The sequence below is a fragment of the Rothia halotolerans genome, from assembly GCF_004136635.1.
Classification (GTDB): domain Bacteria; phylum Actinomycetota; class Actinomycetes; order Actinomycetales; family Micrococcaceae; genus Rothia; species Rothia halotolerans.
In genome coordinates, this window is sequence record NZ_NOIU01000002.1 from 212,096 (window position 1) to 227,983 (window position 15,888).

At 72.6% G+C, this 15,888-nt stretch carries 15 protein-coding genes and 4 tRNA genes; 8 read left to right on the top strand and 11 right to left on the bottom strand.

The annotated features are described in order from the left end of the window. Window positions 1–37: 37 nt before the first annotated feature. The 4 genes from EWV39_RS05905 to EWV39_RS05920 all read right to left on the bottom strand — a co-directional run bounded on the left by EWV39_RS05905 (window position 38) and on the right by EWV39_RS05920 (window position 3,169). The gene (locus EWV39_RS05905; RefSeq protein WP_129657732.1) at window positions 38–1,351 is read right to left on the bottom strand and encodes a ribonuclease D; all 1,314 of its coding nucleotides are present in this window, start codon (window positions 1,349–1,351) and stop codon (window positions 38–40) included. A 70-nt stretch (window positions 1,352–1,421) separates the two neighbouring features. Continuing rightward, a complete protein-coding gene (locus tag EWV39_RS05910; protein WP_129657734.1) occupies window positions 1,422–2,144 on the bottom strand; it encodes a DUF3000 domain-containing protein in 723 nt (240 codons plus the stop codon). Between the two features lie 79 nt (window positions 2,145–2,223). Further along, window positions 2,224–2,685: a peptide-methionine (R)-S-oxide reductase MsrB gene (msrB, locus tag EWV39_RS05915; protein ID WP_129657737.1), complete on the bottom strand. Its 462-nt coding sequence runs from the start codon at window positions 2,683–2,685 to the stop codon at window positions 2,224–2,226. Then, window positions 2,678–3,169, bottom strand: a complete 492-nt coding sequence (locus tag EWV39_RS05920) for a hypothetical protein (RefSeq protein ID WP_129657739.1) — start codon at window positions 3,167–3,169, stop codon at window positions 2,678–2,680. The genes msrB and EWV39_RS05920 overlap by 8 nt, the downstream gene beginning before the upstream one ends. Before the next feature lie 198 nt (window positions 3,170–3,367). Between EWV39_RS05920 and EWV39_RS05925 the strand changes: the two genes are divergently transcribed. The 3 genes from EWV39_RS05925 to EWV39_RS05935 all read left to right on the top strand — a co-directional run bounded on the left by EWV39_RS05925 (window position 3,368) and on the right by EWV39_RS05935 (window position 6,647). After that, window positions 3,368–4,612 carry an alpha/beta hydrolase family protein gene (locus EWV39_RS05925; RefSeq protein WP_129657741.1) on the top strand — a complete coding sequence of 415 codons (1,245 nt, stop codon included), beginning with the start codon at window positions 3,368–3,370 and terminating at the stop codon, window positions 4,610–4,612. A 215-nt stretch (window positions 4,613–4,827) separates the two neighbouring features. Beyond that, the gene (gene zapE, locus EWV39_RS05930; protein WP_129657743.1) at window positions 4,828–5,904 is read left to right on the top strand and encodes a cell division protein ZapE; all 1,077 of its coding nucleotides are present in this window, start codon (window positions 4,828–4,830) and stop codon (window positions 5,902–5,904) included. Then, window positions 5,904–6,647: a TSUP family transporter gene (locus EWV39_RS05935; protein ID WP_129659096.1), complete on the top strand. Its 744-nt coding sequence runs from the start codon at window positions 5,904–5,906 to the stop codon at window positions 6,645–6,647. Before zapE ends, EWV39_RS05935 begins: the two co-directional genes overlap by 1 nt. A 107-nt stretch (window positions 6,648–6,754) precedes the next feature. On the opposite strand, the gene EWV39_RS05940 is transcribed toward EWV39_RS05935, so the two are convergent. The 3 genes from EWV39_RS05940 to EWV39_RS05950 all read right to left on the bottom strand — a co-directional run bounded on the left by EWV39_RS05940 (window position 6,755) and on the right by EWV39_RS05950 (window position 7,054). After that, a tRNA-Val gene (locus tag EWV39_RS05940) sits at window positions 6,755–6,826 on the bottom strand. Window positions 6,827–6,856: 30 nt separating this feature from the next. Next, window positions 6,857–6,927: transfer RNA gene (locus EWV39_RS05945), tRNA-Cys, on the bottom strand. A gap of 54 nt (window positions 6,928–6,981) precedes the next feature. Beyond that, a tRNA-Gly gene (locus EWV39_RS05950) sits at window positions 6,982–7,054 on the bottom strand. Between the two features lie 276 nt (window positions 7,055–7,330). Here EWV39_RS05950 and EWV39_RS05955 point away from each other — a divergent pair. The 5 genes from EWV39_RS05955 to EWV39_RS05975 all read left to right on the top strand — a co-directional run bounded on the left by EWV39_RS05955 (window position 7,331) and on the right by EWV39_RS05975 (window position 11,819). After that, window positions 7,331–7,402 (top strand) — tRNA-Val (locus tag EWV39_RS05955). A 143-nt stretch (window positions 7,403–7,545) separates the two neighbouring features. Further along, complete coding sequence (locus EWV39_RS05960; RefSeq protein WP_129657745.1) at window positions 7,546–8,433, top strand: PD-(D/E)XK nuclease family protein; 888 nt, start codon at window positions 7,546–7,548, stop codon at window positions 8,431–8,433. Window positions 8,434–8,455: 22 nt separating this feature from the next. After that, complete coding sequence (gene def, locus EWV39_RS05965; RefSeq protein ID WP_129657747.1) at window positions 8,456–9,154, top strand: peptide deformylase; 699 nt, start codon at window positions 8,456–8,458, stop codon at window positions 9,152–9,154. Beyond that, complete coding sequence (fmt, locus tag EWV39_RS05970) at window positions 9,154–10,092, top strand: methionyl-tRNA formyltransferase (protein ID WP_129657749.1); 939 nt, start codon at window positions 9,154–9,156, stop codon at window positions 10,090–10,092. Before def ends, fmt begins: the two co-directional genes overlap by 1 nt. Next, on the top strand, window positions 10,089–11,819 hold the full coding sequence (locus tag EWV39_RS05975; RefSeq protein WP_129657751.1) for an RsmB/NOP family class I SAM-dependent RNA methyltransferase: 1,731 nt from the start codon (window positions 10,089–10,091) through the stop codon (window positions 11,817–11,819). Before fmt ends, EWV39_RS05975 begins: the two co-directional genes overlap by 4 nt. Window positions 11,820–11,839: 20 nt before the next feature. On the opposite strand, the gene EWV39_RS05980 is transcribed toward EWV39_RS05975, so the two are convergent. The 4 genes from EWV39_RS05980 to EWV39_RS05995 form a co-directional block, all read right to left on the bottom strand. Beyond that, on the bottom strand, window positions 11,840–12,598 hold the full coding sequence (locus EWV39_RS05980) for an iron ABC transporter ATP-binding protein (protein ID WP_129657753.1): 759 nt from the start codon (window positions 12,596–12,598) through the stop codon (window positions 11,840–11,842). After that, window positions 12,595–13,635: an iron chelate uptake ABC transporter family permease subunit gene (locus EWV39_RS05985; protein ID WP_129657755.1), complete on the bottom strand. Its 1,041-nt coding sequence runs from the start codon at window positions 13,633–13,635 to the stop codon at window positions 12,595–12,597. Before EWV39_RS05985 ends, EWV39_RS05980 begins: the two co-directional genes overlap by 4 nt. Continuing rightward, window positions 13,628–14,659, bottom strand: coding sequence for an ABC transporter permease (locus tag EWV39_RS05990; RefSeq protein WP_420329945.1), 1,032 nt, complete (start codon window positions 14,657–14,659; stop codon window positions 13,628–13,630). Before EWV39_RS05990 ends, EWV39_RS05985 begins: the two co-directional genes overlap by 8 nt. A gap of 126 nt (window positions 14,660–14,785) precedes the next feature. Continuing rightward, window positions 14,786–15,784 (bottom strand): siderophore ABC transporter substrate-binding protein, encoded by a 999-nt coding sequence (locus EWV39_RS05995; RefSeq protein ID WP_129657759.1) that lies wholly within the window; start codon window positions 15,782–15,784, stop codon window positions 14,786–14,788. Window positions 15,785–15,888: the final 104 nt, after the last annotated feature.

Genomic DNA, 15,888 nt, shown 5'->3' on the forward strand with positions numbered 1-15,888 from the left:
CGATTGCGACCAGCTTAGCTGTAGCCGAGGTCACAAACTAGTCGGTACCCGCGGTATCGTCAGTCGCTGCCCCGACCGCGGGGACGAGCAGGGGCAGGGTGTTGCGGATCTGCCACTCCCTCGCGCCCAGCTCCCGCAGCGCCCCCTCGATCTCCTCGGGCCCGGCGCCGGCGTGGTCCCAGCACAGGCGGCGCAGATGGTCCGGGGTGAGCAGGTTCTCCTGGGGCAGGCCGAGCCGCTCGGCGCCGGCGAGGACCTCCTCGCGGGCCGCCGTGAGCGCCCGGGCGGCCTCGGGGCGCTTGGCCGACCACGCCTTGACCGGCGGGGGAGCGCTGCTCGGCAGGTGCACCGGAACGGGCTCGGGGTCGGCGAGGGCCTCCTGCACGGCGCGGATCCAGCGCACCGCCTCGCGCTTGATGAGCTTGGTGTGGAAGCCGGGGATGCGCTGCAGGGCGGGCACCGTGCGCGGCATGGCCCGGGCCGCGGCGATCAGGGCGGAGTCGCCCAGCAGGCGCTTGGGGGCGATGTCCTTGGCGCGGGCGAGGTGCTCCCGCTCCCACCACAGGTTGCGCAGGGCGGTCAGCTGGCGTGGGGAGCGCAGGGCGCGCAGGCCCTTGGTCCGGCGCCAGCGCTCCGGGTCCTCGGCGGGCTCGGGAGCCGCGCACAGCGCCTCGAACTCCTCCTCGGCCCAGGCCAGCTTGCCCTGCTCCTCGAGCAGCTCGGCCACCGCCTCGCGCAGGTCGCCCAGCAGCTCGACGTCGAGCGCGGCGTAGTTCAGCCAGGGCCGGGGCAGGGGGCGCTGGGACCAGTCGGCGGCCGAGTGCTCCTTGGCCAGCCGGTAGCCCAGGATCTCCTCGGTCATGGCGCCGAGGCTGACCCGGGGGAGGCCGGCGAGGCGCCCGGCGAGCTCGGTGTCGAAGAGGCTGCGGGGGCGCATCCCGGTCTGGCGCAGGCTCGGAAGGTCCTGCGTCGAGGCGTGGATGATCCACTCGGCGTCCGCCAGGGCCTCGTCGAGGGGCTCGAGGTCCTCGAACGCCTCGGGGTCGATCAGCAGGATGGGGGAGTCGCCGCGCTTGACCTGCACCAGGAAGGGGCGCTGGCCGTAGCGGATGCCGGAGGCGCGCTCGGTGTCGATCGCGGCGGGGCCCTCGTGCGAGGCCAGGACGTCCGCTGCCTGCTCCAGTCCGCGCTGGGTGTCGATGACGTCGGGGACGCCCGCGAAGGGGGCGTCGAGGCGGACGACCTCCGGGATGCTGAGCTCGGGGTCCAGCCCCAGCTCCTCCGCGGAGGAGAGCGAGCTCTTACCGTAGGCGAGGGGGTCCGCCGCCGCGAGCTGCCGGTCCTCGGTCATGACTGGATCACGGGCTGGTTTCCATCCTTCGCTTCTCGCCGACGTGCCGGCCGCGCGTGGACGGCCAGGACTAGTTTAGGCCATGGACCGGACGCGGCCGCGCGGGGCCCTCGTCTCCCGCGGGCGGGCGGGCGCCCTGCTCGTGGAAGGGGCGGCCGTGCTCCGGAGCGGGGCGCGCCGGCTCGGGCTTGGGGCGGTCGTGCTGCGGCGCAGGACCGGCAGGCTCGGGAGCGGAGCGGGCCGGCTCGGGCGGCAGGCCGGCGCAGACGCCGACGAGGTCGCCCCAGGCCTCCAGGTGCCGGCGCATGTCCGGCCCCTGCGGGGTCCAGGAGGCGCGCAGCTCGATCTCGGTGCTCTGCTGGCCTCCGGACAGGGAGCCGAAGCCGTGGGAGAAGGAGCGGGTCGCCGTCCCGGCCGCGTGCGCGTGGAGCGCGCCGCGGCCCTCGAGCGCCTCGAGCAGCCAGTCCCACGCGACCTGGGAGAAGAGCTCGTCGGAGACGACGTCGGGCTCGACGGCGGCGCGGAGGTAGGTCACCACGCGCAGGTCCCCGCCCCACGGCTCCGGGCCGGCGGGGTCGTGCAGCAGGATGAACCGCCCGGTCGCGAGCGGGCGGTCGGCGTCGTGCGGATCCTGGACCCCCGCCGAGAAGCTCACGCCGTGCGGTGCCAGGCGGGCCGGGGAGGGCTGGCGGGAGGACAGGCGCAGGCCCGGCCGGAGCCGTGCATGTCCCAGCTGGTCCAGCGCTTCGCTGAACCGGCGCGGCGTCTCCGGACGGGCTGCTTCGATGCTCACGCCCTCAGGCTATGCTCGCCCCGCGACGCCGTCCGGTTGCCACGCCGAGCCGCTCGGTACTGATGGGTACCGTCCGGTACTAGTCCCGGTCGGAGTCCTCCGGCGCGCCGGGGGCGTCCGGGCGGAACTCCAGGGAGACGGAGTTCATGCAGTAGCGCAGGTCGGTCGGGGTGCCGAAGCCCTCGCCCTCGAAGACGTGGCCCAGGTGGGAGCGGCACGCGGCGCACCGGACCTCGACGCGCTCCATGCCGAGCGTGGCGTCGCGGATGTAGACCACGCGGTCCTCGGCCAGCGGGGCGAAGAAGGAGGGCCAGCCGCAGCGGGCGTCGAACTTCGTGTCCGCGCTGAACAGCTCGGCGCCGCAGGCCCGGCAGTAGTAGGTGCCGGGGGAGTACTCGTCCCAGTACTCCCCGCTGAAGGGCCGCTCGGTGCCTGCCTCGCGCAGCACGGCGAACTGCTCCGGCGAGAGGATCTCCCGCCACTGCGCCTCGGTCCGCCCGAGCGCGGCCCGGTTCTCGAAGGGGTTCCCGTTCTCAGTCATCGACGTACCCCGTCCCCCAGTAGAGGTGCAGCACGGGCACCCCCAGGGTCTTCTCGGCTCGGTTCGACCAGTGGATGTTGAAGGTGTCCTCGATCGGATGGGGATCGGTGATGATCAGCACCTGCTCGGCGCCGTCGGCGACCTCCTCCCGCATCGCGGCGAGGGGATCCCCCACGGCGGTGCGTCCCCGCACCGTGTACCCCCGGGCGCGGAGCTCCTCCACGGAGGCGTCCAGGATCCCCCGGGCCTCGGACTCCAGCGTCTGCGGGCCCTTCTCGGAGGAGGTGACGACGTCGACCGCCTCCTTGAAGTCCAGCAGCGTCAGCTGGTCCAGGAACTCCAGCCACAGGTTCTTCTTCAGCTCCGCGGGGACCATCAGGCGGATCTCGGTCGGCTCGTCGTCCTGGCGCGGTGCGAAGGCGTCGATGTTCTCGATGTCGGTCGGGCCCAGGATGGCCTCGGTCACCACAAGTACTGTGCTCATGCCCTCACCCTACCGGCCGGGGCCGGCCCCTCGGCGCGTCGCGCGCGCGGCGTTCGCCGCCGGCCGCACGCAAGGGGGGAGGATGGGTCCTGAGGGAGCGCGCCGTCCCGTCAGAGGGCCGGGGCCTTGCGCGGGCCGGGCGGCTCGCGGGGCCGCCCGCTCCCGCCGGATCGCCGCCGGAGGAAGGACGAGGAGAAGATGAGCGAGCAGACCATCCTCAGCCCCTGGCGCTCGGGCCTGCGCACCGGGCTGATCGCGGGCGCGGGGATCGCCGGGATCGGCGTCGGCGTGGTGGCCTCCCTGGCGGGGTACTACGCCCGGTTCGTGGTGACCCCGCCCAAGCTCGGGGCCAAGGAGGACGTGCCGGTGCTCGGCGTCGGCTTCGACACGGCCGCCCCCGAGGAGGGCCGGACGCCGACCTCGATCACCCTGCCCGCTACGCCCTACACGCTGGACCCCGGCCGCTATCTGCTGACCTTCGACGCCGGCCGCGGCAGCGCCGAGGTGGGCGAGCTCCTGGCCTACTCGCCCCGCCAGTGCACCGTGACCCGCGCGGTGCAGCGGGTGCACGGCGGGGACCTCGCCTCCGCCGTGCGCGGGAGGTGGTCGGGCTCGGTCCTCCTCGACCCGGGCCACGCGGGGTACCGCTACGCCGACGTCACGCTCGAGCTGCCGGTGGGCCGTGCCCCGGCCTGGACGGTGCCGGCGCCCGAGGGCTCCGACTGCGCCACCTGGGCCGTGATGGTCCACGGCCGCGGCGCCTCCCGCCGGGAGACCCTGCGGGCCCTGGACGCGACGCAGCGCCTCGGCATGGCCAGCGTCCATCCCTCGTACCGCAACGACGGGGAGGCGCCGCCCTCCGAGGACGGCCGCTACGGGCTCGGCTTCACCGAGTGGGAGGACGTGGACGCCGCGATCGGCTACGCCCTGGAGCAGGGGGCGCGCGACGTCGTCCTGTTCGGCTGGTCGATGGGCGGCGCGATCGTCCTGCAGGCGGCGGACAAGTCGCGCTACGCGGACTCGATCCGGGCGCTGGTGCTGGACGGGCCCGTGGTGGACTGGTTCGAGCTCATCCGTCACCACACCGAGATGATGCGCCTGCCGCTGCGGATGGGCCAGCTGGTCGCCGACATCCTGGCGACCCCGCGCTCGAAGCTGATGACCGGGCTGGACAGCCCCATCCTGCTGACCGACCTCGACTGGCTCACCCGCAGCGCCGAGCTCACGACGCCGACGCTGATCATCCACTCCCTGCGCGACGACTTCGTCCCCGCCGCGACCTCGGCCGAGCTCGCCGCCCGCAGCCCGGTGGTGGACTACGTCCCCTTCCAGGAGGGGCAGCACACCAAGGAGTGGAATGTGGACCCGGAGCGGTGGAACCGGACGGTGACGCAGTGGCTGCCGCCGCACCTGAGCCGCGGGGACGGAGCGGGCTCGGCCTGAGGGCGCCCGGGCGGGGGTGTCCGGACCGCAACGGGCCCGGGCAGGGACACTCGGCCGTAACGGATGAGAGCGGGGGCGTCCGGCCTGTCAGAGGCCGAGGCGCGGGCCGTCCGCACTGCAGGCCGCCGGGTGCCGGCCGGCGTCGAGGGTCTAGACTCGCAGTGGGCCGCCGCGGCGCCCCGCACCCCCAGCACCCAGCAGACTCAGTGAGGAACATGGTGTCCGATTCGCCCATCCACCTGGTAGACCGCAGCCCTCGGGTCTCGGCGGAGGAGCTCCTGGAGGGCTTCCGCCCCTCCGAGCGCTTCGGTGAGGTCTCCTTCGACACCTACATCCCGGACCCGAGCCAGCCCTCCCAGGAGGAGGCGCGGGAGGCCCTGCGCCGCTTCGCGGAGTCCATCGAGGCCCCCTCCGGCGGCGGGCTGCTCGGCAGGCTCTTCGGCAGGCGCGCGGCGAAGGACGCCAAGGCCGGCATCTACCTCGACGGCGGCTTCGGCGTCGGCAAGACCCACCTGCTCGCCTCGCTGTACCACGCGGTCTCCGGGCCCAAGGCCTTCGGGACCTTCGTGGAGTACACCAATCTCGTCGGCGCCCTCAGCTTCCGCAAGACCGTCGAGGCCCTGAGCGGCTACCGGCTGGTGTGCATCGACGAGTTCGAGCTGGACGACCCCGGGGACACCGTCCTGATGTCGCGGCTGATGCGCGAGCTCTCCGACGCCGGGGTCCGCCTCGCGGCGACCTCCAACACCCTGCCCGGATCCCTGGGCGAGGGCCGCTTCGCCGCCCAGGACTTCAAGCGGGAGATCCAGGTGCTCTCGGATCAGTTCGAGGTGCTGCGCATCGACGGTGAGGACTACCGCCACCGCGGGCTCCCCCAGGCCCCTGAGCCGCTGGCCGCCCAAGAGCTCGACGCCGCGGCCGCCTCCGCCTTCCCCGCCGACGCCGCGGTCGCCTCCGACGACTTCCCCGCCCTGATCGAGCACCTCTCCCGGGTGCACCCTAGCCGCTACCGGCAGCTCATCGAGGGGCTGCGGGGCATCGTGTGGCGCGAGGTCGAGACGATCACCGAGCAGGCCGTCGCGCTGCGCTTCGTGGTCCTCGCCGATCGCCTCTACGACAAGGACCTGCCGATCGTCTCCTCCGGCGTCCCCTTCGACCGGATCTTCACCGAGGAGATGATGGCCGGCGGCTACCAGAAGAAGTACTACCGCGCCGTCTCCCGGCTGACGGCCCTGGCCCGCGAGGGCCTGGAGCGCGTCGAGGGGACGGAACGGGAGCCCTCAGCCCGGTGATGCTGTGGGCCGTGCTCCCCGCCGTCATGGTCGGCGCGGTGCTGCAGAGGATCTGCGGGACCGGGGTGGGGCTGATCGTGGCCCCCACCTTCGCCGTGCTGCTCGGCGGCGGCCACGGCGTCTTCGTCACCAACATGACGACCTTCGTCTCCGGCCTGATCCTGACTCTCTCCCTCTGGCGCGAGGTCAACTGGCGGCAGTGGCTGGCCCTGTGCGCGGCGGGGATCCTGGGGACGGTCCCCGGCGCCCTCGTGGTCAGGCACACGCCCGGCCCGGTGCTGCAGGTGGTGGTGGGCGGCGTCGTGCTGGTGGCCATGGCGGCGATCCTGAGCGGTGCCGCGGGACGACGACGCAGCGGCCGCGGGGTCACGGCGCTGGCCGGTGGAGCGGGCGGGCTGCTCAACGTCACCGCCGGCGTCGCCGCGCCCGCGATGGTCGTGTACTCGCGGGTCACCCGGTGGGACCAGCGCGAGTACGCCGCCACGATGCAGCCGGTGTTCATGACCCTCGCCGCGCTCTCACTGGGGGCGAAGCTGGTGATCGGCGGGGCCGACCCCGAGCCGGCGCCCGGGCCCTCGCTGTTCCTCGGGGTCGCGGCGGCCGTCGTCGTCGGCATCCTCGTGGGGGCCCCGCTGGCCCGGCGCGTGTCCGCGGAGAGGGCACGGACCCTGGCGCTGCTCCTGGCGGGGGCCGGGGCGGTGGTCGCGGTCGTGCGCGGCGTCGTGGGCCTGGTCGCGGGCTAGGCGTCCTCGAGCCGGGAGAGGCGCGGGGCCCGAGGGCGCGTCACTCCCGCTGATCCCCTGGACAGCACAAAGCCCCGGCTCCCTAGGGGGAGCCGGGGCTTTCCTTGTGCGCGATACTGGGATCGAACCAGTGACCTCTTCCGTGTCAGGGAAGCGCGCTACCGCTGCGCCAATCGCGCTCGTCACACAAGTATACCTGTGCGCTTGCGAGGTGAGGACGGGATTCGAACCCGCGTACACGGCTTTGCAGGCCGCTGCCTAACCGCTCGACCACCTCACCATGTCCTGGTCGTGGAACTCAGGGCCATGCCTCACGGTCATGAGGCAATCTGCGAGCGGTTGACGGGATTCGAACCCGCGACATCCACCTTGGCAAGGTGGTGCTCTACCAGCTGAGCTACAACCGCATGTCCAGCGTTTCCGGCCACCCGTGGATGACCTGCTCGGCGTTCCTTCCGGTCCGTCGCGCTGACAGATGAATACTCTACACACCTTCCCGGGGGATGCAAAATCGGTGCCCCTCAAGGTCGAGATCCCCGGAATTCCGGGGTGAAAAGGGGCTCCGCGGCTCCTGAAACCGCTGATCAGCGCGAAATCGCCTCATGTGTTGTGCGTCACCGCTTTGAGGGGGTCCCTCGAATTGACTCGCACGGGAGGGTCCTCTAATGTAGTTCGAGTGCTGAGCGCGATTGGCGCAGTGGTAGCGCGCTTCGTTCACACCGAAGAGGTCACTGGTTCGAACCCAGTATCGCGCACGTAACGCAGCTGTCGGACAGCTGGAAGAAAGGCCCCCGCCGGAAGCATCCGGACGGGGGCCTTTTTCGCTGGGACCCCCGGCGGCTTCAGTCAGACGGATCGAGACCGTGCGCGAGCGCGAGGAAGAACCGGGTGTGCTCCCATGACCCAACCCAGGCTGGCGACCCAGACCGACCAGGGGCGCATGTACGCCCGCGCCGTCGGCGGGGAGCCCGAGGTTCCCTCCATCACCACCGTCATCGGCCAGCAGGCCCAGGACCTGGGCGGCTGGCACGGGTACATGGCGGCCAAGGCGGCTCTGGAGGACGACAGGTCCATCAGGGCGGGGCGCTCCGCCGGTCTGCGCCACGCCGTCATCCGCGACGCCGCGGGCGCTGCGGAGCGCTACCGGGACCAGGCCGCCGCACGCGGGGACCGGATCCACGAGTACTGCGAGAACGTCGCGCTGCGCGCCCTGGGGGAGGAGCACGACGTCGAGGGCACCCGCGAGACCCTCGCCCTGCACGCCGAGTCCGCCTGGGCCGACCGCTTCGACGAGTGGTGGGAGCTCTACCGCCCCGAGCCGATCGCGACCGAGCTGACCGTGTGGAACCAGACCGTGGGCTACGCCGGGACCCTGGACCTGGTGGCCCGGATCGGCGGCCGCGTCTGCCTCATCGACTACAAGACCAAGGGCACCGACCGGAAGGGCCGGGTCAAGCCTCTCGACGCGAAGGTGATCATGCAGCTGGTGGCCGGCGTCAAGGCCGAGGAGTCCCTCGTCGACGCCGAGACCGGCAGCTGGGAGCCCTGGCCCCACGCCGACGCCCCCGTCCTGCTGGGCGTCGCCCTGGGCGAGACCGAGGTGCGCGCGCAGCAGGCGAACCCGGACCTGCTGGAGGGCAACTGGTACAAGTTCTGCGCGCTGCGCAAGGTGTGGGGGCACCAGCGCGCGCTCGAGCTGCAGTGCCAGGACCCCTCGCAGCAGCCGCTCATGGCGGTCGTGCCCCCGCCGCTCTCCGTGGATCTGCCCCGCAAGAACGCCAGCTAGCGCCGGCCAACGAAGGAACGCCATGACAGTACTGCCCATCCGCACGATCGGCGACCCCGTGCTGCGGACCCCCTGCGAGCCCGTCACCGTCTTCGACGCCGAGCTCTCCCGCCTGATCGACGACATGGTGGAGACCATGTTCGACGTCGGCGGCGTCGGCCTGGCCGGGCCCCAGGTGGGGGTCTCCCTCCGCCTGTTCACCTACGGCGTCGAGGGGCCCGAGGGGGAGGTCGGCCACGTGATCAACCCGGTCCTGGAGACCGGCGAGGAGCCCCAGGAGGGCGGCGAGGGCTGCCTCTCCGTCCCGGAGCTCGCCGCGGACCTGCCGCGCCGCCAGTGGGCCCGGGTCACGGGCGTGGACCGGCAGAACCGGCCCCTGGTGATCGAGGGGGAGGGGCTGCTGGCCCGTTGCCTCCAGCACGAGACCGACCACCTGGACGGGAAGCTCTACATCGACCGCCTGGCGGGCGAGGAGCGCCGCCGGGTGCTCCGGGCGATCCGCGCGGGCGAGTACGAGGGGATCTCCGCCGGCGTGCGGCGCGAGCGCGGCGGGCGCACCGGCAGCGGCTTCGGCCCCGGCGCCTCCTTCGGCGGCTCCGCGGCCCCCGGCGGGGGATCGGCCTTCGGGAGCCCCCGGTCCGCCGGCAAGGGCTCCTCCTTCGGGTCCGCCCGGCCCGCCGGGCAGGGCTCATCCTCCGGCGCCGCGCGGGGAGGCCGCTGATGCGCGTGCTCTACGCCGGGACGCCGGAGATCGCCGTCGCGCCCCTGGAGGCGCTGATCGAGGCCGGGCACGACGTCGTGGGTGTGCTGACCCGCCCCGACGCGCCCCTGGGCCGCAAGCGGGTGCTGACCCCCTCGCCGGTCGCGGCGCGCGCCGAGGAGCTCGGCCTGCCGGTCATCCGTGCCCACCGCTACGACGACGAGGCGCACGCGGCGGTGCTGCGGCTGGCCCCCGAGGCCGCGGCCGTGGTCGCCTACGGGGCGCTGCTGCCGCGCCGGGCGCTGGAGGCCGTGCCCCACGGCTGGATCAACCTCCACTTCTCCCGCCTGCCGGCCTGGCGCGGCGCGGCCCCCGTGCAGCGCGCCCTGATGGCCGGTGAGACCGTCCTCTGGGCCTCCACCTTCCTCATCGAGGAGGGCATGGACACCGGCCCCGTCTTCGACGTCCTGAGCGAGCCCGTGGGCCCCGAGGACACCGCGGGCACGATGCTGCGCCGCCTCGCCGTCTCCGGCGGGCGGATGTTGGCGGGGACGCTCGGCGAGATCGAGGCCGGGACGGCCCGCCCCCGCCCCCAGGAGGGGGAGCCCACCCGCGCCGCGAAGCTCGTCCTCGAGGACGGGCGCGTCGACTGGGCCCGCCCGGCGGCGGGGATCGAGGCCCAGGCCCGCGGCGCCACGCCCGAGCCCGGCCTCTGGACCACCCTGGAGGGCCAGCGGGTCAAGCTCGCGGGCCTGCGGGCCGCCCCGCCCGAGGACGATGACGACGCCGCCCGGGTCCCCGGCGAGGCGAGGCTCGCGGGCCGCGAGGTCCGGGTGCGCGCGGCCGACGGCGACGTCGTCGTGGCCCGGATCCAGCCGGCGGGCAAGAAGATGATGGACGCGGCCGACTGGGCCCGCGGAGCAGGACGACTGACGCACGGGAGCGTGAGATTCGCATGAGCCAGCAGCAGCCACCACGATCCGGAGGGCCGCGCCGCGGCGGGCCCGAGGGCGGCGGCGACCGCCGCGGAGGAGCCGAGGGACGCGGTGGCAGCCGCGGCGGGTCCGAGGAGCGCGGCGACCGCCGCGGAGGACCCGGCGGTCGGCCGCCCCGGGACGGCGGATCGCGCCGCAACGCCAAGGGGCGCGAGCGCAACCGCGGCGGCGAGCGCGACCGGCGGTACTCGTCCTCGGCCCCGAGCCAGCGGCGCCGGGTCGCGGACCCGTCCCGCCTGGTCGCCTTCGAGGTACTCCAGGCGGTGGACACCGAGGACGCCTACGCCAACCTCGTGCTGCCCCAGCGGATCCGCCACCACCGGCTGGACCGGCGCGACGCCGCCTTCGCCACCGAGCTGACCTACGGCTCGCTGCGCGAGCGGGGCACCTACGACGCCGTCCTGGCCCGCTGCGTCGACCGCCCCCTGGAGAAGATCGACCAGAAGATCCTCACCACCCTGCGCCTGGGCGCCCACCAGCTGCTCGGCATGCGCACGCCCGTGCACGCCGCGCTCAACCAGACCGTGGGGCTGGCGCGCGGCGTCGTCGGCGCGGGGCCCTCGACCATGGTCAACGCCGTCCTGCGCCGGGTCTCGGAGAGGAGCTGCCAGGAGTGGATCGCGGAGCTCACCGAGGGGGTCACGGACGACCTCAAGCGGCTCTCGATCGAGCGCTCCCACCCCGTGTGGATCGTCCGGGCGATGCGCCAGGCCCTGGCCGCCCACGGGCGCGTGCCCACCGAGGTCGAGGAGCTGCTGGCCGCGGACAACCTCAGCCCGCTGGTCCACCTGGTCGCCCTGCCGGGCATCGGGGACCTCCGCGAGGCCGAGGAGAACGGCGCCGAGGCAGGGGAGCTGGTCGAGGGCTCGGCCACCTACCGGCACGGCGACCTCGGCCGGATGGAGTCGGTGCGCTCCGGGCGGGTGAGGGCGCAGGACGCCGGCTCCCAGATCGTCGCCCGGGCCCTCGCGGCCGCGCCCCTGGAGGGGGCCGACGAGACGTGGCTGGACCTGTGCGCCGGCCCCGGCGGCAAGGCCGCCCTGCTCGGGGCGCTCGCCGCCCGCCGCGGCGCGCACCTGGTGGCCAACGAGGTCTCCGAGCACCGGGCCCGGCTGGTCCGGGAGTCGCTGCGGGTCCTGCCCGAGCAGACCTACGGCGTCGTCGTCGGCGACGGCCGGGAGATCGCCGCGACGCTGGAGGAGGGCCCGCTGCCCGAGCCGGTCGAGCTGGCCGTGGAGGCCTTCGGTGGGAGCGGGGAGATCTTCGACCGCGTCATGGTCGACGCGCCCTGCTCCGGGCTGGGGGCGCTGCGCCGCCGCCCCGAGGCCCGCTGGCGCAAGACGCCCAGCGACATCGCCGACCTGGTGCCCCTGCAGACCGATCTGCTGCGCGCCGCCGTCGGCGTCACCCGGCCCGGCGGCGTCGTGGCGTACGTGACCTGCTCGCCGCACGCGGCGGAGACGCAGAACGTGCTCCTGGACGTCCTGGAGGGCGGGGACGTCGAGCTGCTGGACACCGCCGGGGTCATCCGCTCGGTCATGCTCCCGGGCCCCGCCCGCGACGAGCTGACCGGCCTGGAGATGCCGGGCACGACGCCGGCCGAGGGCTTCGAGCGCGCCACGACGGTCCAGCTGTGGCCGCACGTCCACGGCACCGACGCGATGTTCCTCGCGCTGCTGCGCCGGCGGTAGCGGCCCGCGGGGCCGGTCCGCTAGAAGTACACGCAGACGGGCCGCCCCTGCGGACCGTCGACCACCTCCACCGGCGTGTTGAAGATCCGGCTCAGGACCTCCCCGCGCACGATCTCCTCCGGCGGGCCGACCTCGCTGAGCCGCCCGTCGTTCATCGCCACGATCCGGTCGGCGTAGTGCGCCGCGTAGTTGATGTCGTGCAGCACGATCACGATGGTGCGTCCCAGCTCGTCGGCGGCCCGGCGCAGCTGCTTCATCATCTGCACCGAGTGCTGCATGTCCAGGTTGTTCAGCGGCTCGTCCAGCAGCACGTAGTCGGTGTCCTGGGCCAGGACCATCGCCACGTAGGCGCGCTGGCGCTGGCCGCCGGAGAGCTGGTCGAGGAACCGATCCTGCAGCTCGCCCAGGTTCAGGAACTCGACGGCTTGGGAGATGTGCCGCTCGTCCTCGGCCGTCAGCCGCCCGCGCGAGTGCGGGTAGCGGCCGAATCCGACCAGCTGCCGCACGGTGAGCCGGGTGACGAAGTGGTTCTCCTGGCGCAGGATGGACAGCACCTTGGCGATGGTCTTCGACGGCGTCCGGGCGACGTCGTGCCCGCCCACCCGGATGGTCCCCGCGTCGGGGTCCTGGAGCCGGCCGATCATGGTCAGCACGGTCGACTTCCCCGCCCCGTTGGGACCCACCAGGGCGGTCACGCCGCCCCGCGGGATGTCCAGGGTGACGGGGCCGACGGCGACGTCGTCGCTGTACCTCTTGAAGACGTTCTCGAGCGAGATCACAGTCGCCCCTTTCGCAGCAGGACGGTGAGGAAGACGATGCCGCCGACGAGCTCGACGATGATCGTCACGGCCCCGCCGGCGTAGAAGACGTTGCGGAGCACGAAGTAGGCCAGCGCCAGCACGGTGTACCCGGCGAGGAACGCGACGGGCAGGACGAGGCGGTGGTCGTAGGTGTCGGTCAGGGAGTAGGCGAGCGTGGCGACGAGGAACCCGAGGAAGGTCATGGGGCCCACCAGCGAGGTGGTCATCGCCATCATGATCGAGACGAGCAGCAGCGTCGTCATCAGCTCCCGGCGGTGGTTCAGGCCCAGGTTGTTCGTGGCGTCGCGGCCCAGGGCCATGAGGTTCATCCGCCGCGAGCGCAGCCAGATGGCGACGCCGGTCACCAGGCACACGGGGATGACGTAGGGGAGGTTCTCGGTCGAGGCGTTGGAGATGCTGCCGAGCAGCCGGGCGCTCAGGACGTCGAACTCGTTGGGCTCCAGCAGCCGCTGCATGAAGGTGGAGAGGGAGCCGAGCCCGCCCCCGATCACGACGCCGACCAGCAGCATGATGTGCAGGTTCCCGAAGCGCCCGGAGAGCAGCCAGGAGTACAGCAGCACCGCCATGAGCACCATGATCCCGGACTGGAGGAAGAAGCGGGCCGGGCCGTCCAGCAGCGTCACCCCCGAGATGCCGAGGAAGAAGACCGCGGCCGTCTGGATCGCGACGTACATCGACTCGAAGCCCATGATCGAGGGCGTGAGGATCCGGTTCTGCGTGGCGGTCTGGAAGGAGACGGTCGCGAAGGACTGGCAGAACGCGACCACGAGGATCACCACGACGGTCTCGATCCGCAGCCCCGCGATGGTCACCCACTGCCGGGACATGAAATCGGCCTTGTTGCCGTAGCCGAGGATCCCGTAGGTGGCGAGCAGGGCGAGGACGACGAGCACGCCGAGGACCACCGCGTAGCGCCGGCGCCCGGACGTGGTGGCGAAGGGACCGGTGCGCCGGGTGTCCGCCGCGGCGCCGGAGCGGGTCAGGGTCTCAGACATGGCGGCGCCTCCTGACCAGCAGGGTCACGAAGACCGCCGCGCCGACCACGCCCAGGATGAGGGAGACGGGCACCTCGAAGGGCATGATGATGGTCCTTCCGATGATGTCGCACACGGTGACCACCCAGATGCCGGTCAGGCACACCCACGGCAGGTTGGTGCGCAGGTTGTCGCCCCGGATGAGGGAGACGACGTTGGGGACGATCAGCCCGAGGAAGGGCAGCACCCCGATCACCACCGTGGTCACGCCGGTGACCAGCGCGACCATCGTCACGCCGAGGAAGATGACGAGGTTGTAGTTGAGGCCGACGTTGGTCGCGACGTCCTTGCCGAGCCCGGCGACCGTGAACTGGTCCGCCACGACGAAGACGAGGACCGCGACGATCAGCACGATCCACAGCAGCTCGTAGCGCCCGCGCACGACGCCGGTGAAGCTGCCCGCGAACCAGATGCCGAGGCTCTGCAGGAGGTCGTACTGCAGGGCGATGAAGGTGGAGATCGAGCTGACGACGGCGCCGAGCATGATGCCGATGATCGGCACGATCAGGGAGGAGCGCAGGGTGACCCGGCGCAGGAAGAGGAAGAAGACCATGGTGCCGACGAAGGAGAACAGCACCGCGCCGACCATGCGCTCGGTGATGCTCGGGGAGGGCAGCACGATCATGGTCACCAGCAGGCCGAGACCGGCCCACTCGGTGGTGCCGGTGGTGGTCGGCTCGACGAAGCGGTTCTGCGTCATCTGCTGCATGACCAGCCCGGCCATGGACATCGCGGCGCCGGCGAGCACGAGGGAGATCGTGCGCGGCACGCGGGTGATCCAGAACATCTCCCAGCCGCCCTCGCCGCCGGCGATGTCGTAGACCCCCACGAACAGCGAGAGCACGAGCAGGGCCAGGGTGGCGAGCAGGCCGAGCAGCAGCGGCCAGGTGAGGCGCCATCGGCGTCGGCGGGGCGTCCCGGTGCCGGGCGCGCCCGGCGGGGCGCCGTCGTCGGGTCTCTCGGGCGGGGTGATCGTCAGGCTCACGTGCTTCGTCTCGGTCGGGGGCGCTGGGACGGCGGGCCGGCTGGGCCCGATGATGCCCCGCATCCCCGCCCGGGCGGCGGGCGGGGATGCGGGGCGGTGCCGCGCTGGCGGCGTCTGCGGTGCTGGCTACTCGGCCTGCTCGAAGGAGTCGGCCATGGAGTCGAGGAACTCCGTGTAGAGGATGATGTCCTCGTGGACGTAGAAGTCCTTGGGCATGTAGTCGATCTGGTTCTTCTCCACGGCGGGCACGGAGGCCAGCGCCTCGGAGTTCTTGATCAGGTCCTCGGCGGCGCTGTACTCGGAGTCGTCGTCCGAGACGGCGGCGTCGCGGTCCATGACCAGCAGCCAGTCGGGGTTGGAGCCGGCGATGGCCTCGACCGAGACGTCGTCGCCCTGGTGGTTCTCGCTGCCCTCCTGCTCCAGCGCCGGGGTCAGGTCGAGCCAGTCGAAGACGGGGCCGATCGCGCGGCCCTCGCCCGGGGCGGCGTAGTTGATGTCGCCGCCGCTGGTGATGATGCCCATGACGGTGTCCTCACCGTTGTAGCTCTCGCGGGCGCGGTCCAGGGAGGCGTCGAAGTCCCCGACCAGCTTCTCGGCGTCCTCCTCGTGGCCGAAGATCTCGCCGAGCAGGTTCGTGGACTCGCGCAGGTACTCGTCCAGCGGCATGTCCTCCGGCTGGTCGAGGTTGATGAAGGCGGTGTCCTCGGGCAGCAGGTTCTTGATGTCCTCGGCGTGGCTGCTGTAGCGGTAGCCGTTGATCACGACGTCGGGATCGGCGTTGACCAGCGCCTCGAGGTCGGGCTCGCGGTGGTTGCCCAGGTTGGCGATGTCGGAGTTGCCCGGGTAGGAGACGACGTCCTCGGACATCAGGTCCAGGGGAGCCGCCGAGAGTTCCACGCCCCAGTCGTCGAGGATCTGGAAGGCGTGGTTGTCCGTCACGGCGACGCTGCTCGGGTCCGAGGGCAGCTCGACGGTGTTGCCGGCCATGTCGGTGACCTCGACGGTCGAGTCGGAGGAGGAGTCGGCGGCGGGCTCGGAGTCGCCGCCGGAGCAGGCGGCGAGGGCGAGCGTCGTGGCGGAGGCAAGGGCGATGATGGCCAGCCGGGGACGGGTGATGGTGCGCATGGTCGTTTCGTGCTCCTCACGAGGTGGGCGAGTGGGGATGACCGCGAGGGTCGGAAGGGGGTGACGCCCCTGGTGCCCTCTCAGATTAGGTAAGGCATGGCTAA